We start from the raw sequence: 26,465 nt of genomic DNA, 5'->3' as shown, positions 1-26,465 counted from the left end.
CAACAATGCACTGAGCTTGTCGTTAGCGTAGTTTTTCCAAAAGTTGTGTTCCCAGTTCTTGAATAAACTCAGTTACTAGTTTAAGTTTCAGGGTAACTGAAAGTTTGAGAGATTTCAAAATCCTTCATTTGGATGAAGGGTTAATAGCATCAGGTCAGAGGAATTATTTTACACAATTCTTGGAACAGTAAGTTTACTACTTTTGTCATGTCATGGTTCTGCGATACCTAAAGGTGGTTTTCAATAACTGATATCATTTCGGTCAAAAAGTAGTCAAAAATGAAAAGCGATCGCGCCAATAAGATTAAGTGCGATCGCTGCATTACCCAGTTTACTCTCTGGGGATTCTATTCAATATCTTTAATGCGGGTTTTTCGTTCTAGAATCTCCTTCAGCACCAAGGTTACTACTGCTAGCAACGCTAACAGTACAGCCGCAGAGAAAGCCGCTTCAGTTTCGTATTGTTTGTAAGCGTCTTCTACAAACAGTGGTAAGCTCTGGGTTTGGTCAGCAATGTTGCCAGACACGACTGAAACTGCTCCGAATTCACCCATTGCTCTGGCATTGGTCAAAATTAAACCGTAGAGTAAGCCCCAACGGATACTGGGTAAGGTGACGCGCCAAAATATCTGCCAATCTTTCGCACCTAAAGTTCTAGCAGCTTCTTCTTGATCCTTACCAAACTCTTCTAAAACCGGAATCACTTCTCGCGCCACAAAGGGCATACTCACGAAGGCTGTAGCCAGCACCATACCTGGAAAGGCAAAGACAATCTTGATATCATGAGCCTGGAGCCAAGGGCCAAACCAGCCATTGCGTCCGTAAAGTAGCACAATCATTAATCCTGCAACTACGGGCGAAATTGAAAAGGGCAGGTCAATAATGCTCAAAACTACGGCGCGTCCAGGAAATTTATGACGAGCGATCGCCCAAGCTGCACATAGTCCAAACACTGTATTCACAGGCAAAGCAATCAAAGCCAACAACAGTGTCAGCCAAGCTGCATGTAAAAAAGCTGGTCGCGTCAGGTTGGATAGAAATGGCCCAACACCCTTACTAAAGGCTTGGACAAAAACGTTAATTGCCGGGATGTATTGAACTAGGACTAAATAGGCGATCGCTATCCCAATTAAAACTATTGGTACCCAACTCTTCTGCTCTTTAGGCTTGGCTATTTCTGTATCAGACCCAGAAGATGAGTGAAAACTTGGCTTATCTACTGTCATATCGCCTTGCCCATGCTTGTAAGAAATTAATTGCCAATAGCAGTACCAATGAAATTGATAGTAAAACTATGCCAATTACTGTTGCACCAGAATAGTCATACTGCTCTAATCGCTGGAAAATCAGCACAGGTGCAATCAAATCTTTGAATGGCGTATTGGAAGAGATAATCACAGTTGACCCATATTCCCCAACTGCACGGGAGAAACCCAAGGCAACACCAGTTAAAATTGTTGGAAATAAAGGTGGCAAAATCACTTTCCAGAAGGTCTGCCATTGAGAAGCACCCAGACACCAGGCGGCTTCTTCAATTTCATGTTCCATTTCCTGAAGTACGGGTTGCACAGTTCTCACAATAAAAGGTAGTGAGATAAATATCATTGCTACCGCTACTCCCGTGCGGGTAAAAGACACCTTAATTCCCAGTGGTGCTAGTAGCGAACCTAGCCAGCCATTATCGCTGTAAACTGTTGCCAGGGTTAGCCCTGCTACGGCAGTTGGTAGTGCAAAGGGTAAATCCACTGTGGCGTCAATCAAGCGCTTTAAGGGAAAGTCGTAGCGAACCAGAACCCAAGCAATCAAAGTTCCAAATACGCCATTGAGTAAGGCAGCAAATATTGCCGTCACAAAAGTTACGTTGTATGTTGCTAATGCGATATCACTGGTTGCGATCGCCCAAAATCTCGCCGGAGGTTCCGTACTTGCTTTCAGGAACATAGCAGCAATAGGGATAAACAACATCACCGTCAGGTATGCAATGGTGATTCGCCAAGTCCACGGAACCCGCCCCAATCTTTTCCAGAATGGCGTTTCGCGTTCAACTTCCACAGAAGGAGATACAGTCGTCATAGTCAAAAATTCAAAATCTAAAATTGAAGAATAATTCAGAATTCAGAAGTCAGAAGTCATAATAATTAATTGGAAGGGAATTCTAACCTCTCGCAATTAAAGACTACAAAAGCGAATATTTTGTTGGGGGATTTTACCCTTGACTCATCCGGTTTTTCGTACACTCGCGATTCTGAATCCTGACTCCTGACTCCTGAGTTCTTTTTAATTACCGTTTAACTTGGGCTTGAATCTTATCAAACACGCCCCCATCTGCGAAGAACTTCCGATCGATTGCTCCCCAACCGCCCAAGTCTGCAACTGTACCCAGAGTTTTCAGCTTGGGAAATTTGTCTGTGACTTCCTTGGTTTGAGCTAAAGTCTCATCCACAGGACGGAATCCCAATTTGACAAACTCTTGCTGTGCTTCTGGGCTATAGAGGTATTTTACAAAACCTTCAGCAACTTCGCGGGTTCCGTGCTTATCGACGTTTTTATCTACCACAGCGATCGGATTGTCGATGGATATATTCACATCAGGAACGATATACTCAACCTTCTCGCCCTTTTGCTGTGCCAAAATAACTTCGTTTTCGTAGTTGATTAAGACATCTCCCTGCCCTTGCTTGGCAAATGTATCAGTAGCTTCCCGCGCATCTTTAGGCAAGATTGGCACATTTTGGTAAACTTTAGTTACAAATTCAGTAGCTTTAGCCTCATCGCCACCTGTTTTAATTATAGAATCCCATAGTGCTAAGAAATTCCACTTAGCACTGCCGGAAGTTTTAGGGTTAGCAGTAATCAATTTCACATCGTCTTTGACTAAATCTTGCCAGTTCTTGATGCCTTTAGGATTGCCGGAACGAGTGACTAATGCTGCAACAGATTTAGAGACAATACCATTGTTGGGAACTTCTTTCTCCCATCCTGGCTGAATCAATCCAGCCTTCTCAATCTTTGTGGTGTCTCCAGCTAGTGCCAAGTGAACAACATCTGCTTCCAAACCATCGATAACAGCACGAGTTTGAGAACCAGATCCGCCATAGCTTTGCTTAAAGGTGACAGTTTGGTTACGATCTTTCTTCCACTGTTCTACAAACTTAGGAATAATTGCTTCGTGAGCTGCTTTGGTGACAGCAAAGGAAACTAGAGTTAATTCAACATTATCTTTGGTTGCAGCCACAGGAGTAGCACTAGCACTAGGAGTTTCAGAGGAAGAATTATTCCCAGTTCCTCCACCTGAGCAGGCGGCAAGGGCTACACTCAATACAGTACCTACTAAAAAGAGTGATACAAAGCCTTTGAGCGAATTTAATCTGAACCGATACGTTCTATTGAACGCGATCGCTTGTAATCTTTTCAGTGGGCGTTGCCACAAACTCATTCTATTTCCTCCACGGATTCTACAGATAATTGATGGGAATACAGTTATATACTGTTTATAATACTGGATGATTGCATATATCTAGTTGTAAACACCAAAAAACCTCACATTCTTTATCAAGAACATGGTGATTTTACCAGTTTTGTGAAAAATTTAGGACTTACGCACAAGTTACGGAATAACGAACCGCAGAGGCACAGAGAAGCCAGTGCGTTGGGCGGGTTCCCCGACTTGTAGCAACTGGCGCGGCACGGAGAAATCAGAGTTTGAGAGATATTTTGCGTAAGTCCTAAAATTAAAAATGCTTTTACTTTCAACTATCAAATTGCGTAGGCGCAGCCCGCCGTAGGCATCGCAATTAGCCTGTGCTGTTGCATCAAGCAACTTGCTAGGGAATAGCTCATTTTTGAGGAGAGTCTATTCTAGGGATTGGCTTCGCTCAACGTAGGGCAACAAAATCAAGTAGATCCTGAGCATCAAAAACAAAACCCATCTAGAAATTATCTAAATGGGAAAAATCGAACAACCAGTTATTATTAACTGAATGCATATTTCAGGGGTAGCCCGTCCTGAAAAACTAGTAATTCCCCTGGTTGGATTTGTGTCCAAACTTCGTTGTCAGTCAGGGGTGTGGTAGCAATGACAGCGACGCGATCGCGTTCAGTAGTCACTTCCCGAAAATCTACGGTCATGTCTTGGTCAATTAAATGGGCAGCAGCAAAGGGCGCTTGACGAATAATGTAGCTGAGATTAGTTGAGCAATAAGCAAAAAAGTGTTCTCCATCTGACAATAAGTAATTAAATATACCTACTTTCGCAATTACAGCAGTAATTTCTTGCAGCACAGAGTACAGTTCCTTTATATCAGGCTTACCTTTAGGAAAGCGCGATCGCAATGTTTCTAGGATCGTACAGAATGCTTTTTCACTATCGGTATCACCTACGGCTTGATAAAAGCCCAAATTTTCTGGATCAAAATCTGGCAGATTACCGTTGTGGGCAAATACCCAATACTGACCCCACAATTCTCTGCGGAAAGGATGGCAGTTGTGTAGGGCAACTTCACCCTGAGTAGCTTTGCGGATATGGGCTATGACATGGGTTGAGTGGATGGGATAACTCCGCACAAACTCCGCTACCGGAGAAGCAACAGAAGGTTGAGCATCTAAAAACATTCGACATCCCTTTCCTTCAAAGAAAGCAATGCCCCAACCATCGCTATGGTCATCTGTTTTTCCTCCCCGTGCAGAAAACCCTTCAAAAGAAAAGCAAATATCCGTTGGAACATTGCAATTCATTCCGAGCAGTTGGCACATGGATGTTGCAGCTCTCAATTTTTGACTAAGGCCTCAGAATCAAGATACTTCAGAATGCTGCCTTGATTCTGGAGCGATCGCTTCAATCTTAGAATTTAAGGCTGAGATATTCCAAACGATCCCCAAAAATAAACAGTTGTCATTTGTCATTGGTCATTTGTCATTTGTCATTGGTCATTAAGTCAAGAGTTAGGAATTCTTTCGCTGCTCCTGTGCTGCTCTGCTGCTCTGGTATTAATATTTATTAAAACATCTGCTGTAAATATTGCTCATAGCCTAGTTGTTCTAGTTTTGCTTGCTTTGCAATTACTGATTCACATAAGGTTTGGCGATATTGTTGCACTTTTTCTAGCAATTCTGGTTGATGAGTTGCGAGGATTTGTACTGCTAAAAGTCCGGCATTTTTGGCATTACCGATCGCTACTGTTGCCACAGGAATACCACCAGGCATCTGTAAAATAGAATACAAAGAATCTACACCTTGTAAGTTCCGAGTGGGTACAGGAACACCGATCACAGGAAGGGGAGTTAAAGACGCTACCATTCCAGGTAGATGGGCAGCACCACCGGCACCAGCAATAATTACCTTAATACCGCGTTGGTGTGCAAGTTGAGCATATTGCACCATACGTTCTGGGGTGCGGTGAGCGGAAACGATCGCCACTTCGCTCTCAATGCCAAATTCTTCACAAACTGCGATCGCATCTTTCATAGTGGGCAAATCGGAATCGCTGCCCATGATAATACCAACTAGGCGAGTCATAATAATTCAAAATTCAAAATTTAAAATTCAAAATTATTTGAGCTAGCTTATGGAAGCTAGGTGATGTGGATCATCATCTCATCTATTGGCGTTGTTTGAATTGATTCATTGATGTTGGTTGCATCTAAAATCAGATTTAGTTCTTTTCTCGTCAGTGTGATGACCCAAGCAACACAAAATCCTGTAGATATTATCAATGCTAGAGTACCTGGTTACAAAAATTTGCAGATGCTCTTGGTTAATCAAGAGGGCATAATTGAGCAAATCTTGCCAATGGGTACAGTAGGGAAGGACATCTGTGCATCCGTGATAGATGTTGCAGGTGACTGGATTTCATTGGGTGGAGTTGATTTGCAAATTAATGGTGCGTTGGGTTTGGCATTTCCTGATTTGACGGCTGAAAATGCTCATGTACTTCAGAAAATAACGCAATTTTTGTGGGATGTCGGAGTAGATGGATTTTTACCGACACTTGTGACAACTTCAGTAGAAAAAATTCAGCGATCGCTTGCAGTCATTGCTAATTTTACTCCCCTCTCTGTCAACGGAGAGGAATTAGGGGTAAGGTCAGCTGCCAAGATTCTCGGAGTACATTTAGAAGGCCCATTTTTGAATTACCAAAAGCGCGGCGCACACTCAGCAGAGTACTTGTTACCCTTAACAATTGACGAGGTAAAGCGGGTTTTGGGTGATTATGCCCATGTTGTAAAAGTCATCACCCTAGCACCGGAGTTAGATCCCACAGGCGAAGTAATTCCATATTTGCGTTCTTTGGGAATTACCGTTAGTTTAGGACATTCTCAGGCAACATCAGCTCAAGCGCAACTTGCTTTTAAACTCGGTACAACGATGGTAACTCATGCTTTCAATGCCATGCCACCATTGCATCACCGCGAACCAGGATTATTAGGGGCAGCAATTACTCATCCTGATGTGATGTGTGGTTTTATTGCTGATGGTGAACACGTTTCGCCCACAATGCTGCAAATATTACTTCGCGCTAGCTATCAAGAAAAAGGGCTGTTCCTAGTTAGCGATGCCCTTTCACCTCTGGGACTACCCGATGGTATCTATCCTTGGGACAGTCGGCAAATTGGAGTTCAAAACGGTACAGCACGACTAGCCGATGGCACTTTATCGGGGACGACTTTACCCTTATTAGTGGGAGTGCAGAATTTGGTAAAGTGGGGCATTTGTGATGTGGAGACTGCTATTTTACTAGCTACAGATGCACCTAGACAAGCGATTGGTTTGCCTGGAATTGCCAAGAGTCATCCCGCTAATTTATTGCGCTGGCATTGGGATGAAGCGACAAAAGAACTAGCTTGGCAGCGATTATTGAGCAAATTTCGCATCCAGGTAAAAGAATCAAGGTGAAAGGGGAAGAAGCGTTAATATACTCAGTAAAAAGGAAAGAGGTTTGTACAGGCTTTTTGTACCAGTCCTATGGCTTTTGGCTTGCATTGGGATGCTCCCAACCACTGTAGTTTATTTACCTGAAAATTGGTGTAAGATGCAGACATAAAAGTTTATTTACGATCTATTAAGAACCTTGTAAAAAGTCATTAATTGAACTTATACTCTGTTTTATTTGTTCTGTCAAAGAAGTTCTTAATAAATCCAGGTTTACTGTTGAAAAATTGAGTACTCCTAAAGCATATAATAGGATCGAAATACCAATAATTAAAGCCAAAGTTCTCCCAAAACAACCAGGATTGATTTCAATAAAAGCTAATTTAGATTGCCCAATGACAGCAATCGTTATAAAAACAATTCCGACTATTAAAAAGGTGCTGTTTGGAGTTAAATCTGTCATTTTTCGATTAAGATACCTCAGCACTTTTATTGTAGCTATTATTAGTTCAAATTTCTGCCCCTGCTATATGCAAAAACATAAAATTTTTGCAACTTAACATTCGCCCCAACCTAATAAAGCTTTGGCTATTGCAGTATCGGTGTTGCAACTCATTGTGTGCTATTATTTAGGAAGATATATATTTATTTTGAAACTTATTTAGCAATAAATAGCGTTGATTGTCTCAATTGTGTATAAATTGTTCTATCTAACTCAGATATTCAAGGAAAAACCTAGATTCTGCAAGAAGCAAACTAACTGATGTGTCTCTAGCAGAAATTCAGATATCGGGAAGTTGCAGTTGATTTAAACTCAATTTTGCTTTTTACAATTTTGCTGAGACTATCTAATGGTAAAACTTTCAGCATTAAAAAGCCAAAATATCATCACTCGTGTACTAGACGTTAATTTAGTTTATATATTAAACTACACTAAGACGATAGAAATAGTGGTTATTTTATGGAAAGCGTCCAAAACGTTAGTCAAGAGTTGAATGTAACAAGAGACACAGCACTACAGCAATTACAACAGTCTACTCCAGTAGAGTTCAAAAAAGACATTCTTAAAAAACTCAGAGGTGGATTTTTTCTAGTACTAGGATATTTATTATCACCACTGTGTTGGTGGAATGACTTACTATTCAATTTGCCAATAGCTTATGGTTTTGGGTATGGATGTAGTTTACTTTCTCCAAAATTGCTTCTCCCTTGTTCAATTATCGGATACTGGCTCTCTAATATTGTGGGAATTCTCTTGATGCAGTTCGGTTCCAAGGACATTTTTCAAAAAGAGCCACAAGAGCATAACTTCAAAAAAGAATTGTTCACAGGTTTAATTTCTTCGACAGTTTATACTCTGTTGATTATGCTGTTGATCCAGTTTAAAATTCTTGATTCTCCTATTTTATTTTCTAACAGTTAATTTAGTTTATTACCTTTCTGGAATCTATAGTATAGGTGCATATCTATACACCCATACTATGTATATATAGCAATAAGTGGAGGATTTACGAACAAAAAAACTGACTTATTCAATAAATCTGGGTTCTAAGTCTCTGGATGAAGATCAATTTTCGTCAAATTTGAAAAAGTCACTTAAATTCAACAATTTTGGAGGCTCCTTACTTACAATTAATGGCAACTTACCATTCCATTTTTCTATTGCTTGCCTTTGCAGAATTTCTGGAGTTAAACCATCACGTAATAATCTGTGCGCCTCAGCCTCTCCTTTGGCTAAATTAACTTTTGCCTCAGCTTCTTTTGTTGCTTTCAGTGCAATAAACTCTGCTCGTTTTGCTTCTTGTTCAGCAATCTGCTTTGCCTCCACCGCCTCACCAAATCGTTCTGAAAAATGCACATGAACTAGAGAAATATCATCAACAGCAACGTGATAGCTACCCAGTCGTGTGGACAATGCATCATCTACTCCACTTTTGACTTCTCCTCGTTTAGTAATAATTTCTTCAGCAGTATACTTTGCCATTACTGCTTTTAGCACTTCTTCAACTGCTGGGTTAATAATCCGAATAACTACATTTTGTTCATCTCCGATTTCTTGAAAAATGGCATTTGCTTCCTGGGGAATAATATGCCAATTGAGAGCTACGTCGGCAAAAACATTTTGTAAATCTTTGGAAGAAGCCTCAGCAGAAATTTCCTGTTTTTGGACTCGGATACTCAACTTTTTCACAGTATTGACTACAGGAATAATTAAGTGAAGTCCTTCTTTTAATATCTGGTTTTGTACTTCGCCAAATTTCATTAATACACCACGTTCCCCTGCATTTACAATCACACAAGGTGTGAGGAAGAGAGTTATCAGGAACAAAAGAGCGGTCAGTTTACCGGCACTATTGAAATTTGTAATTTTTCTCATTTGTGTGTACTATGTATGCATCTAGCATGGAGACACATATTTAGGAGTTATGGGCTTATTTCCGTCATAATTTTAGCTCGACTTTATCCAAAATTAAGAACATTTTCGACTTAATAGTAACTGCCCATTATTCAGCCGATATACACCAGTAGGTTCGATAATCGGATCGCTTTTCTTCCAAGGACAGGATGTAGTTTCGACACCTCTCGCCTCAAATCTGATACTAAATCTGTTATTAATCGACGCTTATACAAAATTGCGGCAAAAATTTTTTCCGTGTAAAGGTTTATTAATTATCTTCGATAATTTGGATCGGGTTCCTCCTGCCGTAGCAGAACATTTATTCTTTAATTATGCGGCTCAGATGCAGGAATTAAATTGTACAATCATTTATACAGTACCAATTTCAATTATTTGTTCGCCGAAAAATCCCCTAAATCAATTTGATGGTAATCCTCATATTGTGCCGATGATTAATATCTATGAATTTGAGCGGCATAAATGTGATTTAAATTATAATCAGACGGCGTTAGATGCGATGGCAAGTGTAATTGAAAAGCGGGTTGATATTGATGCAATTTTCGAGAGTCGTCATAAATTATTATAACTAGCACAAGCAAGTGGTGGCCATGTGCGTCAGTTAATGCAAATGATGCGCTCTGTATGTCAAACAGCGAGTACCCGAAAACATGAAAAAATTATATCCGAAGATATAGAGTATGCAGTTAAACAGCAACAATTTAGTTTTGAGCGGTTTATTCCTGAAGAACATTACGCTCATTTGTACCCCATCCGCTTCTATTTATCTTGCCAAATTATGCAATTTCGCGGTTAGCAAAATTTGCACCTGATTTTTGGGCTTGGAAATCAGGTTTATTTCGCTTTAAAATTACAGAATTGGCTAGAGATAGGGCAATTGCTAGTACTCTGAATGCAGATACAAATATAGAACGTTTACCAACACCAGAACAACAAGAACGTATCAATTTATTACATAGCTTGTTGATGGAATATAGCCCAACTGGAGAAATACCAGCCCAGAACATCTCCGCAATTGCGGTAATATTTTAAATGAATTGGGCAAAGCATATTTAAGTCAGCACCAATCAATCCAAGCCAGAGAATATTTAGAAAAAGCTGGGGAAATTACCAAGAAACTTCCTGATTATTCCTTAGAAATCGAAGTTATCAATCAGTTAGGTAAAAGCTATCAGCAGCAACGACAGTTTAAAAGTGCAAACAGCTATCATCAACAAGCTTTAAATATTGCCAAAAAGCAGAAAAATCGTCGTGCTGTCACCAATTTATTGCATTATTTAGGTAATGTTTCTCTAGATATGCGACAGTTCCACCAGGCACGGGATTATTATCAACAAGCCCTGGAAATATATATCGAATTTGGCGATCGCTATTTGAGTGCTAGCACTTACGGACAATTAGGATTGCTTGCACAACCAGAGGAAAGCTACGCGGAAGCTAGGACTAATTTGCAGACAGCGTTGGAGATATATGTTGAGTATCAGGATGAATATATGGTTACGGTGACGCGAGAGAATTTAGAGGGTTTACCGGAGTAGGGGGATATGAGCGATGTGCGATGTCTAACGACAAGCCGCGTTGTGTCTACGCATTTGGGTTTTGTGGGCAAGGGCGATCGCATCCTTGATGATATGCGAACTGACAAGCTATAGCCCGTGGTTGATTACAAGTGGAGTGCGATCGCATCTGTATTTTATTTCCCCGGTGGTAAAGTTCCCCGTCACCTCTATCGGTATACTTACAATAGACATTCAAACAGATTTTGAGGATGTAGAGAATAACAATAGTAGCGATCAATGGATCGAGAAGAATTGCGGTTAAAGACTTATCATTAAGACTGCAAGGGGACAGGGAGCAGGGAGAGAAAGAGTTTTCAGGTTTTTGACAGATGCAGGAATCATAACTAATCAGCCGGACAAGATACAACACGTCGTTTGTATCTTCAAGTCATTAGTCAAGATGTTAATTCATTCTAGGGTTTGCAAACGGTTAGCACTAATATAAAACTCATATAGGAATCCGATTTGATTTATGAAAAAATCTAAGTATCTGTAGGGGAGCCAGCCGCGTGGGCGGGTTTCCCGACTTGAGCGGACTGGCGTTGTGTTATGGCGTAGCCTAACGCACCTAAATCGTTAACTGGTGCGTTAGCCTTTGGCGTAACGCACCCTACGTGTATTTCAGAAATCAAATATGAGTCCTATATTCAATTATCTGTTCGTTAGTCCAATCCTTGCCCAACAAACAGTAACTTTTAACTGATTACTCCTGAAAGCGGGTGTAATATTGTTAAATGAAAACTATGTCTGGTTTCAGTTTTCAGATACCGTTCTTGCAAAGGTTGCCACTGCTGCCACGACTGGTAACGATTTTCAGTTAACAAATTAGCAAAGGTGGGTAACTGAGTCTGAATTTCTGACTTGTATACATCTGTAAGCCAGTCAGTTAAAACAGCACTATCTTGCATCGTACCCAAAATTTCTTGGATATTTTTCACTTCTGTAATATAAGCTTCGTAAGAATCACCATATAAGTCAGTAAATAACTCCATTTGATAGCGTATACGTTTAGCTTCCTTTCGCAAACTATGAAGATTTTCACCTTCTGTTGTCAATTGTTTTTCTATCTTTTTTGGTTTCCAGTTTTTCTGGATCTTCACTTCTGATTCTACAAATTCAGTACCAACTAGCCAACCTGGATGCAGTAAAAAGTTACTTACTTCTGGTAAAAGTAAGTCTGGTAGCACTTGCTGAATCGAAACAGATGCCAAAGGTTGATAACTGGGTTTCTCTAACCACTTATCCAATGCATCTTTTAAAGACTTGTAAGATTCATCGTTTAATGTTTTCTGCACACTCGATTGTACATCTTCACGTTGTTTCGCTAAAGCTGTAAAAGCTGTTTGTAGAGATTCCTGTTCTTTGCGGGGTAAGTTTGGTTTGTAATTGTTTTCCAAACTTTCTTTGAGTACGTCTAAATCTCGCAGATTACCAAGACGACGGGCGATTTTACCAATATTTTTATCGCTGACTGGTTTCGACACATCTACCGCTAGCCCAAACCGAGTTACCGCTGTCCGTAGGCGGCGCATTCCTACTCGCATTTGGTGTAGCGCTTCTGGATCTTCATCTTTCTTCACTGATTTTTCCCACTTGAAGGTTTTCTTACAGTGTTTTTCAATCGCTTGGTAGGCGTAGTCACCGAGAGTTTTTACTGTGGGTTGTGTGGCTAATTTCATAATTGGTTTGAATGATTACCTCATGAAGTTATTGCATAATAACAACATTATTTAAAAATTTGCATCTACTTTTGATATTTTTTTTAGCTAAAAGTATTGTCAGGTATGCTTATGACTATTGATAGTTGCATACTCTCCTATAAATATACAATATCTATCAAAAGGTTTAAATAGCAGATGCACCCTGTCAATTTGATATGAGCTATAGTTTTGAGATAAATCTTGGAAATTGAATCATATCTTATAATAGCATGGCTAGCATTTTGTAACTATCAACATGATTTAAAATGCAAAACTTAAATTTTTTAAATAAAGTTTTATTGACTTTTGTAGCTTCTTTTCAAAAACATAGAGAAGACTTATCAGCAGTCCTGTTAACACATCAGAAGTATTTATGGTTGGGGTCAGATGAAACCTCAACTATTGAGCGTTTATTATTGGTTGATACTGATAGATTTACAGATCATCAACAATTTCGAGTAGCAGAATTTATCAGTTTACCTGCATCAGAAGAAAAAGAAATTGATATAGAAGGACTGGCTTACGCTGATTATTACTTATGGTTTGTTGGTTCTCACAGCTACAAACGCAAAAAATCCAAACCTGAAAATACAGATGCTAAAAACTTTAAAAGGCTAGCAAAAGTTGAATCGGAACCGAACCGTTACATTTTAGGACGAATTCCTTTGATAGAGGGTAAGCTATGCTCATCTTGCCCACACCCCGAAAAGCCAGATGTGCAATTGAATGCCAGTAAATTAGAGGTGACGAATCAGGGTAATTTGCTGATGACAGCTTTAGCAGATGATGCCCATTTAGGCTTGTTTATTCAGGCAGGAATTCCCGGAAAGGATAATGGCTTTGATATTGAAGGAATAGGCATTTATCAAAACCGTGTCTTTCTGGGTTTGCGGGGCCCTGTATTGCGAGGTTGGGCTGTAGTACTGGAAATAGAGTTAGAAGATTCTACTCCTGGACTAATGAAATTAAAGCAAATTGGGGAATTGAAGGAGTTATATAAAAAGCATTTTATCTGGTTGAATGGTTTGGGAATTCGGGATTTGTATGTAGATGATAAAGATTTGTTGATTTTAGCCGGCCCAACGATGGATTTAGATGGGCCCGTGCAAGTTTATCGCTGGTTAAATGGTGTGAATTTGGGAGAAAATGTCTTCAGCAATCCCGATTTTGTGCAAGATATTCCTTATGGAAATCGAGAAGAACACGCTGAGGGAATGACGATGTTTCAGGATGTAGCTGGCATACCTTCGCTATTGGTAGTTTATGACTCTCCAGCAAAAAGTAGGCTGGTGGGTGATAGTGGTGTAATCGCGGATGTGTTTAAGTTGGGCTAACTTCAATTTTGGATTTTCGATTGCTGAGAAAGTTGGATGGGCAATCCTCTATGGTGTGTGCGTTAATCTTAAATGTTAGTAGAGATTGCTTGTACGGGACAGGTGGGGATACACTGTTCGCAGACGATACAGCGCGATCGCGTGAATGTTAACTTGTACGTCTCTGGGTGGAGGGTGAGGGCTTCGGTAGGACAAACCCCAGTACACAAGCCACAGTGGACACACACATCCTCGTCGATCGCAATTTCGCCTAATGTAGAAGAAACATTAACATTACGCGATCGCATCCACTCGATCGCCGCATCTAATTGATCGATGTCTCCCGATAATTCCACTACCAGTTTGCCAATTTGATTTGGGGCAACTTGGGCGCGGATAATATTAGCGGCGACGTTAAACTCTTTGGCCAGTACGTAAGTGACTGGCATTTGCACGGCGCGTTTCGGGAAGGTGAGTGTTACTCGTTTTTTCACAGATTTAGCAGAGGGTTTTTTCTGTTGTAGCGTATTGAGAGTTTTATCAGTCCTTTCCTACGGTAAGTTGCACGAACGAGCAAGGCAAGAGAAGGACACTCCTCCTACCTCAACATACATAGCACCATTTCCAAAAATCTTTGCAATATATAAATCGGCTGTAGAGGCGTACAGCTAGCTGTAGCAGTTTACAGCTATTTTCAGGTAAATAGACCACGCGCTTTGGGCACAGCAATGCTCATTGGTGTCAACTTAACGCTAAACCCGCTTGGTGAAAACATTTTGCCCTCACCCCCACCCCCTCTCCCAAGAGAGAGGGGAGCTAGACATTCAATTCCCCTTCTCCCTTGGGAGAAGGGGTTAGGGGATGAGGGCGTGAGGGATTTACAAAACGCCTGTCTGATATAGTTTTCGGCTGAAGTTGACACGTATGAGCAATGCTGTGCCCTTACGACAGATGTGGTTCAAATACATGAAAACTGCTGTAAATACAGATTTGCGATCGCTTGCAGTCAAAGATGCGCATACCTTGGCGGGATATTTAGGTACTTTTGGCTTGCCTCTTGGATCAAAATTGGCACGCAATATCGAACTTTTATTGAGTTCTGGTCAAACCCTGAGTCAATCTGAGATTAGCAACCTCGAAAGTTGGGTAAAATTATTGCGTCGGGAAATTGATGGAAACGAAGCAGCAACAATATCTCCATCACCAACCCCACAGGTATTTAGAACAGTCACGCAATCGCTGCAAAATGACCCACATACAGAAACTAAAATATTGGTTGTGGATGACGATCCGCAAATTCAGGCATTTTTACAAACCTTACTTAGTCCTTGGGGACTAAAGGCGATCGCTCTTAAAGATCCGTGTCAGTTCTGGAAAATTTTGGAAATTGTTAAAGAGCACAATGGGTAAAAATCAATTCAATTGTTGTTGAAATACATAATATAAACGAACGGCTTAAATAAATTGTAACTTAGTTGCAAAATTAGCTATTTACTACAATTTAAGTTGACCAAGAACCTTTTTTTATAAATAGTAATAACTTATATTTATATATACACTAAAATTAGTTTGAATTTTATTAATAAAAATTAATATATATTTGCTGAACTACTTGATGTTGTAAAATAAGCAGTGGATTTTGTCAATTAACAAATTAAATCGTAATTTGCTTATTTTTGGTAATGAAGACCAAAACAATTGGACAAAATCAGCATTTTCATTTCACCGAATTAATATTACGGATGGGTCTAATTGACGAACCACTCATTTTGGTATTATTGCTTTTTCTTCTTCGGTATCACTCTTGCCCGATACTTTCTGATTGCTGGTGGAGCATACTTGCTCTTTTATTTAGTTCTGGGGAAGTCTCTCGCCAACAAGAGTTTGCGTTTGAAACCGTTGATGAATTGTTCCATTAAAAAGGATATTGAATTATCAGTAATCTCCACAGTAGTTTTTGCTATTTCTGGAGCGTTTATGATCTCAGAGTATAATTTGGGAGCAACGCTGTTATATGCTGACATCTGGAAATACGGACTGTGGTATTTAATAGTTAGCTTTATTGCAGTGCTAATTCTTCAGGATACTTACTTTTATTTTATCCATCGGATGTTTCACCAGCCTCTAATTTTTAGATGGATGCATTATGGACACCACCGTTCAGGCGAGCCAACACCCTGGAGTTCCTCTGCCTTCGACTTGCCGGAAGCGATCGTACAAGCACTTTTCTTTGTAGGTGTAAGCTTCATAGTTCCGCTGCATTTTGTCACCTTAGTTGCCGCACTTATAACTATGACAGTATGGGCAGTGTTTACCCATCTCGGATTTGAGCTATTTCCCTCCTCATCTAAAAGTTACTGGATTGGAAGGTGGCTTATTGGTTCTATGCATCATTCCATACATCATCGCAAGTATAAAGTACACTACGGTTTGTATTTTACGTTCTGGGACAAACTGCTTGGTACTGAAGATGATAATTATGAAAACGAAACCCACACAAGGGAGTTTTAACTATATTAGCAGAAATCCCACGTCTCACTCTTAGGAGCATGGGATTAATGTGCGTGAGTTTCTGAAATATTCAACAAGGTTAATCTATGCTAAAAAAGTAACGCTGTTTTATAGAACAAGTGAGAACATCCTACCAACACCGATTAAACTAGCGAAACTCTAGAGTACTGACTATTTAATTTTTGTGGAATTCTCAAGCTTGTTTGGATTCACCCAACGATTGACAAATTCGTTGTTATGTTTGTAAACCTTGATTTGCACTTGCTTGGAACTTAACTTGACTATTTCGGCAGGAATTCTTTGGACATCGCTAGAATCTGTGCGGGGCTTGTAAAGCCAAATCACTTTTTGCCCAACTTGAAAGTTGTTAGGATTGCTAGTTAAAGAAGACGTACTTTCTGCCCAAGAGGGGAAAGCAACTGTTAAGTCGATCAAAAGTACTAAGACCACTAGAGTGATTTGAAAAAGTTTCATAATCATTGCACTTGTCTTAGGTTTGATAGGGCAATCAATCTGCTGCTCTAGCATTTAGTTATTGTCCTTCTTTGGGTTCTTAAAGTTGAAAAATCGGTATACTAAAACTTCTTTAGGCAATTTAGTAAAAGTTAAAATATCTACTGATTTCAGGATAAAACGACTTGTAGAATAAAATCAAATAGTCTTATTTGTTAAAACGATAATTTAGATTTATATATAGAAGATTGTGTTGCAAAAATACGTTTGAGAACAAATGGAATAGCTGAAATAACAACTTGATTTTACGAAAGCGATCGCTGTTTGTCCTTAAGCTAAAAGAAATATTTTGACTAAGACATTCAAGCGATCGCTCTTTGCTGAAATTTAAGCAGCCCAAAAAATTGGGGCAGGTGACAAACCCGCCCCAATATCTGATATAATACGCCCAACGGCTGTTGCTACAGGCTTTAAACTATTAACTAAATGCACCATATCTTCTAAAGAAAGTGCTTGACGGGCATCAGAAACGGATTTTTCTGGTTCTGGGTGACATTCAATAATTAATCCATCTGCACCGCAAGCGATCGCAGCCCTAGCCACGGGTGCTACCAACTCCCGTTTCCCGACGGCATGAGAAGGATCTACAATTACAGGCAAGTGAGTTATTTGCTTGAGTGCTGCCACTGCCCCTAAATCTAGGACGTTACGGGTGTAATCATCGAAACTGCGAATACCTCTTTCGCACAACACCACATCAGAATTCCCGTGGCTGAGGATATATTCAGCAGCCATGACAAATTCTTCAATAGTCGCTGCTAAACCACGTTTGAGCAGTATTGGTTTACCAGCTTGTCCCAAAGCTTTGAGCAAATCAAAGTTTTGCATATTGCGGCTACCAACTTGAAGCATATCAGCGTGGGCGGCGACTACTTCAATTTGGGAAATTGACATCACCTCCGTGACAACTGGCATATTGTAATGCGATCGCACTCTGGCTAAAATCTCTAACCCTGACTCTCCCATACCCTGGAAAGCGTAAGGAGATGTACGGGGTTTGTAGACACCGCCACGCAACCCCTGTACTGATGCAGTAGATAACTTTTGGGCGACTATCTCCATTTGTTCTAAGCTTTCAACAGTGCAGGGCCCGCCGATAATTACCAGTTCTTTACCGCCGAAAGCGACTTCTTTCGAGATTTTAACGATTGTCTGGTGGTTTAAATGGGATTGTACAGCAAGTTTGGCATTAATCATGATTACATTCTCCAGAGAAATTAAGTATTGGGCATTGGGCATTGGGCATTGAAAAAGAAGAGGCAGGAGGCAGAAGTTCTTTAATTTTGAATTTTGAATTTTGAATTTTGAATTGATTTGTTCCCCTGTCCCCCTGCTTTTCCACTCCCCAATCTCCGGTAACAACAAAAAAGCCCGAAACCTTTAAAAGTTCCGGGCGCGTTCTGATTCATTAGCATGACGCTATTTACCCGGAATTTATTCTGGGCCAAAAGTAAAAGCCATAAAACCAGCTACTGAAATAAGTCATGACAATGAAATTCTCCTTAAAAAAACAAAAACCGCAGAGTTTGCTCTGCGGTTCACCGGGCGGTTTCCATTAGGAAACTTAATTCACTCCCGGTGAACCACCCTAAACCAAAAATAAAAGTAGGAATTTGTGTTAAGCATTTGCGGGGTTTTTGCTGGAAAACTGATGAAATATACTTATATAATGTCACCCTAGCAGGAAGAGTGGGCTTTGTCAAGACCTGCACAAACTATAAAAAAACGATAGACTCAGTACAACTCTGGGGATTAAGACTAATAACGCTTTGCACAATTCAAAATCACACCCTGTTCTGATTGTAGTAGTTGCTTATTTGCGTAGCGAAAAAAGCGGCTTGTCATTAGACATTACGATAGTTATATAACCTCAGAAGAAAAAGCCAGGATTGAGAAGTTAAAATATATAATTCTCCTGACTTATGATTTCATCTTACGAAAGCTGATTGCAGGGGATTGACAACCGCCATACATTATTACCCAAGTCCTCATTGACCAGATCAATTTTTTAGGATCATCAGTCTCATTATGCCCAGTTCCAAAATCTTAACCCAATCTTTCGACTATTATGGAGCTTATCCCTGCCCAGTCTGTCGAATAGGTAAGATTTCTCACATGCCATTGATGGAAGCTATGGCTTGTGACTTTTGCCAAGAGATTTTTACAGTCAACTTAGAACAACAGCAAATCAAGATGCCTTCTAGGCAACCACCTTTAACTTGGCGTTGGAATGGGTTTAGTTGGACAGAAGGCCAATTGGAAGGTGTGGAATTAGGTTGGGGTTATGGACTAGCAGCAGCAATTTTTATAATTTTTCCCACTACTCTAATTGGCATAGTAGCTTACTATTTTCCTGCTAATCTGAAAGAACCCATTACCTGGATGCCATATATTTGGACAATATTAACCTTTTTATCACATTTATCAATTATTGTTTGGATTTATATTGAAGTCTATCAGATTCCAATTGCAGCATATTTTAGAGCGATCGCTCGATGGAGAAATGGAGAAATGGGAAGATGAGGGAGTGGAAAAGCAGGGGGGCAGGGGGACAAGGGGGAATTATTGAACAAATCTCTCCCTTTCCCCCCTCTTCCTTGTCTACCTTGTCTCTTCTTCATGCCCAATGCCCAATGCCCCATGCCCCATAATCCATAATAAATAATGCAGCGTATAGATGGCTCCATCACTCATAATTAAGTTGATTGTCCACCAAAATATCGTATGAGCGATCTGGAGCGGTACTATAGAGTTTTGGAATTAGAGCCTGGAGCAACACTTGAAGAAGTGAACCAGGCTTACAAAGATTTAGTCTTTGTTTGGCATCCCGATCGCATTCCCAAAGACAATCTCCGTTTACAGCAGAAAGCACAAGATAAGCTGAAAGCCATAAATGAAGCTCGTGAAAAGTTGCGCTCTCTAAAAACCAAACATCAAACCACACATCAAACTACATATCAAACCACACATCACTCACCGTCACCTCAACAAGAAAAACCATCTCAACCAACCCAGAAACCACCAAAGCAAAACTCAGACTTAAGTGGCAAAGACTACAGTCGGGCAAATTTGAGCAATAAAGACTTATCTGGCAGAAATCTGAGTTATGCCAATTTGAGTGGTGCTAATCTCAGTGATACTTTTATGCACAAAGTCAACCTCAGAGGTGCAAATTTATCTGAAGCAAATTTATTTCGGGCAAACCTACTTTTAGCCGATCTCAGGGAGGCGAATTTACGCGCGGCTAATTTGATTGGAGCCGATCTCAGCGGGGCCGACTTGCGAGGAGCCGACTTGACGGGAGCGCGGATTCGCTCTGGTGAGCGTCTTCTGGTTAAACTAGTTGGTACTAACCTAGCAGGGGCAATTATGCCTGATGGTTCAATTTATCAATAACTAGTGCATAAATGACTCACATGAACAAGCATTCAAGCATATTGCTTTATCAATCTGCTTAAATGCTTGCCAAAACACCAAAATGAATACGCGATTTACTGAAATGAGAAAGCATTTAGACCAAATGAGTAAGCAATCAAGCATTTTGAGAAAGCAATCTGCAATTTTAACGATTAGCAGTATCCTTCAAAAAGTTGGGAATTTGAGCTAGCCTCATCCATCCCTACAACCTGCCTGTAAAATTGAATATGATACATCTAGGCTTTTAGGCACTGTGAACTTTTTTATTGGTTGTGCTGTTTGGGCATATAAAGGTTGGGTAGGCGAACTCTATCCCCAAGGTACTCGCACTGCCGATTTTCTCCATCTCTACAGTCGTCGCTTCACCACTGTAGAAGGTAACACCACCTTTTATGCCGTGCCTAACCAAGAAACTGTAACCCGTTGGGCTGCCGAAACACCAGCAGGTTTTGAATTTTGTCTAAAATTACCGCGAGATATTACTCATCAAGGGTTGCTACAACCTTATATTCCGACTGCTTTAAAATTTTTGGAAGGGATGTGCCCTTTAGGTAAACATCTTGGCCCAATGTTTGCCCAGTTACCACCCAGCTATGCACCTGCATTACTTGACGATTTGTCCAACTTTCTGGAAGCTTGGCCGCGTACAGAAGCACCCCTAGCAGTGGAAGTTCGGCATCCCGACTGGTTCAAGGAACCCCATGCTAGTAATTTAACAGCGCTTTTAGAAAAGTTAGGTGTCGGACGAGTACTGTTAGACTCACGCCCCATTTACACTGGAGATGATGACCCCCAATTACAATCGGAACGGCGCAAACCGAAATTACCGTTGCAATTCAGTGTAACAGCACCTTTTACTCTGATTCGGTTTATTTCTCATCCGAATTTATCAGTGAATCAGCCATTTATGGAAGAGTGGGTAAGGCAGATTCAGCAATGGTTACAGATGGGAGTGCGAATTTATTTCTTTGTCCATTGTCCGAGAGAAGCGCGATGTCTAGCGACAAGCCGCTTCGCGTCTACGCCCAGCACAGCCCGTCACTTCCAACAGCTATTAGAACAGAGTAGTACACCAGTTCCACCCCTACCTTGGAATAATCTTGAGCATCCCCCTAATCAACTCAGTTTATGGTGAGCGTATTTAGTAGATAATTGGTGTTGTCATACTTTTTTGTTAGGGACTTCCAAATAAAAAAATATTCCAAAACTGACGCAAAAATCCTCTTAATCTCTCCTCTCTCTGTGTTCTCTGCGTCTCTGTGGTTCGTTTTTTGGGATAATTTATTTCTTGGAAATCCCTTAAAGCAAAATTTTTTCAGAGTAGTTCCACCAAAGGAGGTTGATATGAGTCGTCTTCTTTATGAAAATTCAGTCTCATATAAAGGATATCTCATTATTCCATTTGTTTTTGGCAAGGCGGATAATTACGAAATTTATTCGTATAAAATGCTATCTGAAATTGGGCACAGAAGCAAATTTCATAAAGCAGAAAATCCAGCACAAATCTATGGAAGTGACGTTAGTAACATCATTGATATTGCTAAAGAGCATATCGATCAAAATTCCGAGTTTGTTCATTTGGGGGATAGTTTTAAGTCTCGCTATATTTATCAGAACAATTTAATTATCATTTTCCAAGAAGGAGATAAATATTTTTATGACCATTACCCACCAGAGTTATTGAATAATATTGCAGCTCCAAAGTTATTCAAATCTGAATATGAATGTCTGAATTGGATTAAGCAAGGGTTTGATGGGCGACATCTGCGGCAAAGAGCTATTTGAAGAAGATAGGAGTATTTGCATTTGTGTATTACAGATATAGCGGTTCCAATTCAGATGCAATATGACGTTGTACTACATCTGAATAGGAACTGCTATCATTTCTCAAACATTATTGCATTTTCAACCTTGATTTATTGCGCTTGGCTCCATGTAGATAATTTCCCAAATGTGGCCATCTAAGTCAGCAAATCCATGTCCATACATAAAACCATGATCTTGCGGTTCATTGTAGGTTGTTCCACCAGCAGCGACAGCCTTGCGAACTATTTCATCGACTTGTTCTCGGCTATCAGAAGATAAACACACAAGCACTTCTGTGCTTTTTGTCGCATCACAAATTTCTTTGGGAGTAAACGTCTTAAACTTCTCATGGGTCAAGAGCATGACGAAAATGTTTTCGGACACAATCATACAGGTGGAAGTTTCGTCAGTGAATTGAGAATTAAACTCAAAGCCGAGTTGAGTAAAAAACTCGATCGATTGATTGAGGTTTTTAACTGGCAGATTAACGAAAATTTGAGTACTCATGGGTTCTTCTTTTGAATTATTACACGGCGAAGGAGCGGTGAAAAAGCGCTGAGATTTTACTTTAGGGAAGACGCCCATAAGCGCTTTGCCACAAGTCATACCATTTCACAAAAAATATGATATGAATGTAGGTTGGGTTGAGGGACGAAACCCAACACCTCAAAGTCTTGTAATTGTTGGGTTTTACTCCGTTCAACCCAACCTACGCATCTGTTTAATTTTTTTCTGGAATTGGTATCAAGCAGTTTTCTGGCAATTGACCATCCACGGAATACCGAATCGATCGACCAACATGCCAAAGCGGACAGACCAAAAGGTTTGATCGATCGGCATCTTCACTTTTCCGTTTTCTGCTAGGGTATGAAAGATACGTTCTGCCTCCGCTGGCTCGTCAACGCTGATTTGCACGTAAAAGCCTTGGGGTGTATCAAAATACCCAGGCGGGCTGTCAGAACCCATCAAGAGGCGATCGCCCAGATCGAGGCAGACGTGCATGATTTTGTCATGCCATCCGGCAGGTATATGCTCGGCTGAGGGTGCATCTTTGTGGGTTATCATCATGACAATTTTGCCGCCAAGACAGTGTTCGTAGAACTTGAACGCTGCTTCACAGTTGCCGTTGAACATGAGATAAGGATTGAGTTTCATGGCGTTGGCTCAGTAGATTAGCCTATGGGTTGAGCGTGAATACAGCTTGAGAAGTCTCTGGATCGAATGGAACCGAGAGATGTTCGTGTAATATCTGCCATTCGCCTTGATTTTTCTGGCAGACAGCGGTGACGCGCATCCACGTCTGCATTGCTGGATGGTCTTGAGTTCCTGTGAAGCGAAATAGCCAATGTGCAACCGCTAAGTCTTCATTGACGGTAATCTTGAGGTCTCGTGTTTCAATCTCAAAGGTGTCGGGGAAGTAAGGCAAACATTCTGACCACACTTGACCCCAAGCATCTTTTCCTTGGGTTTGGAAAGGAGGTTTAACATCGAAGACGATGACCTCGGTGGCATAGTGGGACATGATTTGCTCAACATCCTTGGTGCAGATGGCACGTTGTTGCTCGGCAATTAGTTGGCGAATCTGAACTTCGTTAGTTGCGATCGTGCTTTTGGTTGTCATCGTTATCTCTCCTTTTGGGTTCAGGTTGAGTGCAGTTACGAATTATCTGGCAAGCCTGCAACTTCAATCACAGGTCGAATTTCAACGGTGCCGACACGCGCGCCTGGAATCTGCGCGGCGATCGCGATCGCTTCGTCGAGATCCTGAGCATTAATTAGAAAAAAACCGCCCAATTGTTCGCGAGTTTCTGCAAACGGCCCGTCAGTTACTAGCGGTTTGCCGTCGCGCACCCGAACGCTGGTTGCAGTTGCGACAGCGTGGAGCGGGGCGGTTGCGAGATACTGCCCCTTCGAGTTGAGTTGTTGTGCCAGTTGTGCGGATTCTACATAACAATGTTCCCGTTCAGTTTGGCTCAGGGCATTTTCCTCCAGGTAAATCAGCAGCAAATATTTCATCGGGTTGCCTCCTTTATTTCCCGTTGTTACTTCCCTTCTTTAGTTAGTCGAACGGTGCTGCCTCAAATCGACACTCCGCCAAAAATTTTTATCAAAGAAGGCAGGAGGCTCCAGCGCTGGAGGCAGGAGGAAAACTGCCCGACGCTCGCGGACTCGCTAACGCTGCGCTATCTACCTCCTGCCGCGACGCCTTGGGAGCAGGGGTTTAAGACCTCACCGTTTATACGGCGCAAACAAAAAGGGAGGGGTCTGAATCCTCTCCCAATTGTTCCTTCAGCATAGCTGCCTCCTGCCTCCTGCCTCCTTCAACGTTTAGTACGATCAAGGTATACCTCTGTTACTTCCCTTCTTTAGTTAATCGAACGGTACTGCCTCAAATCGACACCTCGCCAAAATTTTTTATGTCAAGTATAATCCCAAACGCAAAAACAGACGTAAACCAAGCGATCGCCTCCCTTTACCGGGCTGAATGGGGACGGATCGTCGCCATCCTCATCCGGTTGGTGGGGGATTTCGATGTGGCTGAAGAAGCAGTACAGGAAGCCTTTATAGCCGCCGTGAATCAATGGCAGTCTAGCGGCGTGCCCGATCTCCCACGTGCGTGGATCGTCAAAACAGCCCGATACAAAGCCATCGATCGCCTCCGACGGCGGACACGGCTGACGGAAAAATTGGAATGGTACGCCGCCTCCAGGTTAATCCCAACCCGCGAGGAACCAACTTACGACACAGACGAAATTCCAGACGATCGGCTGCGGCTGATCTTTACTTGCTGCCACCCAGCACTGGCGATCGAGGCACAGGTGGCTTTGACGCTGCGGCTGCTGGGCGGACTTGAAACAGATGAAATTGCACGGGCGTTTCTCGTGCCCACGGCAACGATGGCGCAACGGCTGGTGCGTGCCAAGCGCAAGATTCGGGATGCAGGTATTCCCTATAAAGTGCCGGACACAACCGATCTGTCTGTGCGGGTAGACGCAGTGCTGACGGCGATCTATCTGATTTTCAATGAGGGCTACGCGACAACTAGGGGCGAGACGATGGTGAGGGCTGACCTCTGCACAGAAGCGATTCGCCTGGGTCGCCTCGTAAGGACGTTGATGGCACCGCAACCGCCCTCAGAAGTGACTGCACTGGTGGCGTTGATGTTGCTGCACGACTCCCGGCGCGATGCCCGTTTGGATGAGGTAGGCGATCTGGTGTTGCTCGAAGATCAGGATCGTAGTCGCTGGAACCAACAGCAGATTGCTGAGGCACTGCCGCTCGTTGAAGAGGCACTGCGGGGTGAGATTGGTTCGTTTGCAGTGCAAGCCGCGATCGCAGCACTACATTGTCAAGCAGCACAAGCAGAAGAAACGGACTGGTTACAAATTGTCCGCCTCTACGATTTGCTCGAACGCTTGCAGCCCTCGCCGATTGTGTCACTGAACCGGGCGGTGGCGATTTCAATGATAGAGAGTCCTCAGACGACCCTCAAACTCATTGATGGGCTTGCCCCCCAACTTAACGACTACCATCTATTTCACGCCACCCGTGCCGAGATGCTGCGCCGCATCGGAGCCTCAGCCTCAGCCGCACAAAGCTACGCGATCGCGCTCATGCTAGTCACTAATGACAGCGAACGTCGCTTTCTGGAGCGTCGGCTGCGCGAAGTTCAGCCTTAAAAACAGGGGAATTTTACCAACAAGCGATCGCACAGTGGAGATATACAGCAGATTGTAGGTAGATAGAGTACACTAAACGCGCTTTGCAGCAACCAGGACTATGAAAGCTTACTGCATCGACTTTCGAGAAAAAATAATTAACGCTTACTCTCAAGGCGATCACCAGTTCTGACTATCAATGATGTAGAGCGACGAGTTATTTGACCGCAGAGACATAACAAAAATGTACGAGGTGGAGTATGGATACTCGTATCCCAGAATGTATTCGTCCAGTATTAAATGATTATTTGTTGTCATTACAAATCGAACTTCCGGGTCTGATAGATGGCTGCTATATTCATGGATCTATTGCGCTTAATGCCTTTAATATCATGTCCGGGTAAAGACTTATCATTTATAGGACTTACGCGAAAACCCTCCCAAACTCTCATTTCTCCGTGACCTCTGCGTCCTCTGTGGTTCGTTTTCCGTTACCTGTGCGTAAGTCCTAATTTAGACCGCAGTTCTTGCTGGGAGCAGGGGGCAGGGGGAAAGAGGCTTTTGGGATTTTTGCACAGATGCGGTAATCATAAGTGATTAACCGGACTTGATATAGCAACCGCCAAGATGGTTAGGACAAGCAGTATAATCTCTAATGAAAGTAAGATTAGATACTGATTATATATTCAGTATAAAAACAGAT

32 protein-coding genes are annotated in these 26,465 nt (G+C 41.6%); 16 read left to right on the top strand and 16 right to left on the bottom strand.

Features of this window, described 5'->3' with window-relative positions; genetic code table 11:
- Positions 1 to 347: 347 nt before the first annotated feature.
- From cysW to purE, 5 genes are all read right to left on the bottom strand, one after another.
- Complete coding sequence (gene cysW, locus V7K41_RS31725; RefSeq protein ID WP_334854473.1) at positions 348 to 1,226, bottom strand: sulfate ABC transporter permease subunit CysW; 879 nt, start codon at positions 1,224 to 1,226, stop codon at positions 348 to 350.
- Positions 1,213 to 2,073 carry a sulfate ABC transporter permease subunit CysT gene (gene cysT / locus V7K41_RS31720; protein ID WP_334854472.1) on the bottom strand — a complete coding sequence of 287 codons (861 nt, stop codon included), beginning with the start codon at positions 2,071 to 2,073 and terminating at the stop codon, positions 1,213 to 1,215. Before cysT ends, cysW begins: the two co-directional genes overlap by 14 nt.
- 208 nt (positions 2,074 to 2,281) lie before the next feature.
- Positions 2,282 to 3,436, bottom strand: a complete 1,155-nt coding sequence (locus V7K41_RS31715; protein ID WP_334854471.1) for a sulfate ABC transporter substrate-binding protein — start codon at positions 3,434 to 3,436, stop codon at positions 2,282 to 2,284.
- Between the two features lie 536 nt (positions 3,437 to 3,972).
- Positions 3,973 to 4,752 carry a class II glutamine amidotransferase gene (locus tag V7K41_RS31710; RefSeq protein ID WP_334854470.1) on the bottom strand — a complete coding sequence of 260 codons (780 nt, stop codon included), beginning with the start codon at positions 4,750 to 4,752 and terminating at the stop codon, positions 3,973 to 3,975.
- 244 nt (positions 4,753 to 4,996) lie between these two features.
- Positions 4,997 to 5,515 (bottom strand): 5-(carboxyamino)imidazole ribonucleotide mutase, encoded by a 519-nt coding sequence (gene purE / locus V7K41_RS31705; RefSeq protein ID WP_334854469.1) that lies wholly within the window; start codon positions 5,513 to 5,515, stop codon positions 4,997 to 4,999.
- 159 nt (positions 5,516 to 5,674) lie between these two features.
- Here purE and nagA point away from each other — a divergent pair, with 159 nt between their 5' ends.
- A complete protein-coding gene (gene nagA, locus V7K41_RS31700; RefSeq protein ID WP_334854468.1) occupies positions 5,675 to 6,892 on the top strand; it encodes an N-acetylglucosamine-6-phosphate deacetylase in 1,218 nt (405 codons plus the stop codon).
- A 166-nt stretch (positions 6,893 to 7,058) separates the two neighbouring features.
- Here the strand turns inward: nagA and V7K41_RS31695 are convergent, their stop codons facing one another.
- Complete coding sequence (locus V7K41_RS31695; RefSeq protein ID WP_334854467.1) at positions 7,059 to 7,331, bottom strand: hypothetical protein; 273 nt, start codon at positions 7,329 to 7,331, stop codon at positions 7,059 to 7,061.
- 498 nt (positions 7,332 to 7,829) lie between these two features.
- On the opposite strand from V7K41_RS31695, the gene V7K41_RS31690 reads away from it, so the two are divergent.
- Positions 7,830 to 8,291, top strand: a complete 462-nt coding sequence (locus V7K41_RS31690) for a hypothetical protein (RefSeq protein ID WP_334854466.1) — start codon at positions 7,830 to 7,832, stop codon at positions 8,289 to 8,291.
- 144 nt (positions 8,292 to 8,435) lie between these two features.
- Here V7K41_RS31690 and V7K41_RS31685 read toward each other — a convergent pair whose 3' ends face one another.
- A complete protein-coding gene (locus V7K41_RS31685) occupies positions 8,436 to 9,245 on the bottom strand; it encodes a prohibitin family protein (RefSeq protein ID WP_334854465.1) in 810 nt (269 codons plus the stop codon).
- 256 nt (positions 9,246 to 9,501) lie between these two features.
- Here V7K41_RS31685 and V7K41_RS31680 point away from each other — a divergent pair, with 256 nt between their 5' ends.
- The 5 genes from V7K41_RS31680 to V7K41_RS31660 are packed head-to-tail and all read left to right on the top strand — an operon-like array spanning position 9,502 to position 11,105.
- Complete coding sequence (locus V7K41_RS31680) at positions 9,502 to 9,852, top strand: hypothetical protein (protein ID WP_334854464.1); 351 nt, start codon at positions 9,502 to 9,504, stop codon at positions 9,850 to 9,852.
- A 42-nt stretch (positions 9,853 to 9,894) separates the two neighbouring features.
- Positions 9,895 to 10,080 carry a hypothetical protein gene (locus V7K41_RS31675; RefSeq protein WP_334854463.1) on the top strand — a complete coding sequence of 62 codons (186 nt, stop codon included), beginning with the start codon at positions 9,895 to 9,897 and terminating at the stop codon, positions 10,078 to 10,080.
- Positions 10,053 to 10,316, top strand: coding sequence for a hypothetical protein (locus V7K41_RS31670; RefSeq protein WP_334854462.1), 264 nt, complete (start codon positions 10,053 to 10,055; stop codon positions 10,314 to 10,316). The genes V7K41_RS31675 and V7K41_RS31670 overlap by 28 nt, the downstream gene beginning before the upstream one ends.
- 5 nt (positions 10,317 to 10,321) lie before the next feature.
- Positions 10,322 to 10,822 (top strand): tetratricopeptide repeat protein, encoded by a 501-nt coding sequence (locus V7K41_RS31665; protein WP_334854461.1) that lies wholly within the window; start codon positions 10,322 to 10,324, stop codon positions 10,820 to 10,822.
- Between the two features lie 40 nt (positions 10,823 to 10,862).
- A complete protein-coding gene (locus V7K41_RS31660) occupies positions 10,863 to 11,105 on the top strand; it encodes a hypothetical protein (RefSeq protein ID WP_334854460.1) in 243 nt (80 codons plus the stop codon).
- Positions 11,106 to 11,325: 220 nt separating this feature from the next.
- On the opposite strand, the gene V7K41_RS31655 is transcribed toward V7K41_RS31660, so the two are convergent.
- Both V7K41_RS31655 and V7K41_RS31650 read right to left on the bottom strand, forming a co-directional pair.
- Complete coding sequence (locus tag V7K41_RS31655; protein ID WP_334850074.1) at positions 11,326 to 11,475, bottom strand: hypothetical protein; 150 nt, start codon at positions 11,473 to 11,475, stop codon at positions 11,326 to 11,328.
- A gap of 63 nt (positions 11,476 to 11,538) precedes the next feature.
- Positions 11,539 to 12,522: a CHAD domain-containing protein gene (locus V7K41_RS31650; RefSeq protein ID WP_334854459.1), complete on the bottom strand. Its 984-nt coding sequence runs from the start codon at positions 12,520 to 12,522 to the stop codon at positions 11,539 to 11,541.
- A 287-nt stretch (positions 12,523 to 12,809) separates the two neighbouring features.
- Here V7K41_RS31650 and V7K41_RS31645 point away from each other — a divergent pair, with 287 nt between their 5' ends.
- A complete protein-coding gene (locus tag V7K41_RS31645) occupies positions 12,810 to 13,877 on the top strand; it encodes a DUF3616 domain-containing protein (protein ID WP_334854458.1) in 1,068 nt (355 codons plus the stop codon).
- Between the two features lie 68 nt (positions 13,878 to 13,945).
- Here the strand turns inward: V7K41_RS31645 and V7K41_RS31640 are convergent, their stop codons facing one another.
- Positions 13,946 to 14,350 carry an NIL domain-containing protein gene (locus V7K41_RS31640; protein WP_104905189.1) on the bottom strand — a complete coding sequence of 135 codons (405 nt, stop codon included), beginning with the start codon at positions 14,348 to 14,350 and terminating at the stop codon, positions 13,946 to 13,948.
- 430 nt (positions 14,351 to 14,780) lie between these two features.
- Between V7K41_RS31640 and V7K41_RS31635 the strand changes: the two genes are divergently transcribed.
- The 3 genes from V7K41_RS31635 (at position 14,781) to V7K41_RS31625 (ending at position 16,367) form a co-directional block, all read left to right on the top strand.
- Complete coding sequence (locus tag V7K41_RS31635; RefSeq protein ID WP_334854457.1) at positions 14,781 to 15,266, top strand: hypothetical protein; 486 nt, start codon at positions 14,781 to 14,783, stop codon at positions 15,264 to 15,266.
- Between the two features lie 272 nt (positions 15,267 to 15,538).
- On the top strand, positions 15,539 to 15,775 hold the full coding sequence (locus tag V7K41_RS31630; RefSeq protein ID WP_334854456.1) for a hypothetical protein: 237 nt from the start codon (positions 15,539 to 15,541) through the stop codon (positions 15,773 to 15,775).
- 58 nt (positions 15,776 to 15,833) lie between these two features.
- Entirely contained in the window at positions 15,834 to 16,367 is a 534-nt protein-coding gene (locus tag V7K41_RS31625; RefSeq protein ID WP_334854455.1) for a sterol desaturase family protein, read from the top strand.
- A gap of 171 nt (positions 16,368 to 16,538) precedes the next feature.
- Here the strand turns inward: V7K41_RS31625 and V7K41_RS31620 are convergent, their stop codons facing one another.
- Positions 16,539 to 16,895 (bottom strand): hypothetical protein, encoded by a 357-nt coding sequence (locus V7K41_RS31620; protein WP_334854454.1) that lies wholly within the window; start codon positions 16,893 to 16,895, stop codon positions 16,539 to 16,541.
- Between the two features lie 312 nt (positions 16,896 to 17,207).
- Positions 17,208 to 18,077 carry a 3-deoxy-7-phosphoheptulonate synthase gene (aroF, locus tag V7K41_RS31615; protein WP_442943320.1) on the bottom strand — a complete coding sequence of 290 codons (870 nt, stop codon included), beginning with the start codon at positions 18,075 to 18,077 and terminating at the stop codon, positions 17,208 to 17,210.
- Between the two features lie 831 nt (positions 18,078 to 18,908).
- On the opposite strand from aroF, the gene V7K41_RS31610 reads away from it, so the two are divergent.
- The 4 genes from V7K41_RS31610 to V7K41_RS31595 all read left to right on the top strand — a co-directional run bounded on the left by V7K41_RS31610 (position 18,909) and on the right by V7K41_RS31595 (position 22,082).
- Positions 18,909 to 19,403: a hypothetical protein gene (locus tag V7K41_RS31610; RefSeq protein WP_292873686.1), complete on the top strand. Its 495-nt coding sequence runs from the start codon at positions 18,909 to 18,911 to the stop codon at positions 19,401 to 19,403.
- A gap of 201 nt (positions 19,404 to 19,604) precedes the next feature.
- Positions 19,605 to 20,276: a pentapeptide repeat-containing protein gene (locus V7K41_RS31605; RefSeq protein WP_322663773.1), complete on the top strand. Its 672-nt coding sequence runs from the start codon at positions 19,605 to 19,607 to the stop codon at positions 20,274 to 20,276.
- A gap of 274 nt (positions 20,277 to 20,550) precedes the next feature.
- Positions 20,551 to 21,432 (top strand): DUF72 domain-containing protein, encoded by an 882-nt coding sequence (locus V7K41_RS31600; RefSeq protein WP_334854452.1) that lies wholly within the window; start codon positions 20,551 to 20,553, stop codon positions 21,430 to 21,432.
- Positions 21,433 to 21,641: 209 nt separating this feature from the next.
- Positions 21,642 to 22,082, top strand: coding sequence for a hypothetical protein (locus tag V7K41_RS31595; protein ID WP_334854451.1), 441 nt, complete (start codon positions 21,642 to 21,644; stop codon positions 22,080 to 22,082).
- Between the two features lie 120 nt (positions 22,083 to 22,202).
- Here the strand turns inward: V7K41_RS31595 and V7K41_RS31590 are convergent, their stop codons facing one another.
- From V7K41_RS31590 to V7K41_RS31575, 4 genes are all read right to left on the bottom strand, one after another.
- Complete coding sequence (locus V7K41_RS31590) at positions 22,203 to 22,610, bottom strand: VOC family protein (protein WP_334854450.1); 408 nt, start codon at positions 22,608 to 22,610, stop codon at positions 22,203 to 22,205.
- Between the two features lie 237 nt (positions 22,611 to 22,847).
- Positions 22,848 to 23,258 carry a VOC family protein gene (locus V7K41_RS31585; protein WP_334854449.1) on the bottom strand — a complete coding sequence of 137 codons (411 nt, stop codon included), beginning with the start codon at positions 23,256 to 23,258 and terminating at the stop codon, positions 22,848 to 22,850.
- 22 nt (positions 23,259 to 23,280) lie between these two features.
- Positions 23,281 to 23,724 (bottom strand): YybH family protein, encoded by a 444-nt coding sequence (locus V7K41_RS31580; RefSeq protein WP_334854448.1) that lies wholly within the window; start codon positions 23,722 to 23,724, stop codon positions 23,281 to 23,283.
- A 35-nt stretch (positions 23,725 to 23,759) separates the two neighbouring features.
- The gene (locus tag V7K41_RS31575) at positions 23,760 to 24,119 is read right to left on the bottom strand and encodes a YciI family protein (RefSeq protein ID WP_334854447.1); all 360 of its coding nucleotides are present in this window, start codon (positions 24,117 to 24,119) and stop codon (positions 23,760 to 23,762) included.
- A gap of 401 nt (positions 24,120 to 24,520) precedes the next feature.
- On the opposite strand from V7K41_RS31575, the gene V7K41_RS31570 reads away from it, so the two are divergent.
- Positions 24,521 to 25,783, top strand: a complete 1,263-nt coding sequence (locus tag V7K41_RS31570; RefSeq protein WP_334854446.1) for an RNA polymerase sigma factor — start codon at positions 24,521 to 24,523, stop codon at positions 25,781 to 25,783.
- The last annotated feature ends 682 nt before the right edge of the window (positions 25,784 to 26,465 follow it).

This window comes from Nostoc sp., from assembly GCF_036917415.1.
Classification (GTDB): domain Bacteria; phylum Cyanobacteriota; class Cyanobacteriia; order Cyanobacteriales; family Nostocaceae; genus Nostoc.
The sequence above is the reverse complement of the archived record's forward strand: the minus strand, read 5'-3'. Positions and strand labels throughout refer to the sequence as shown.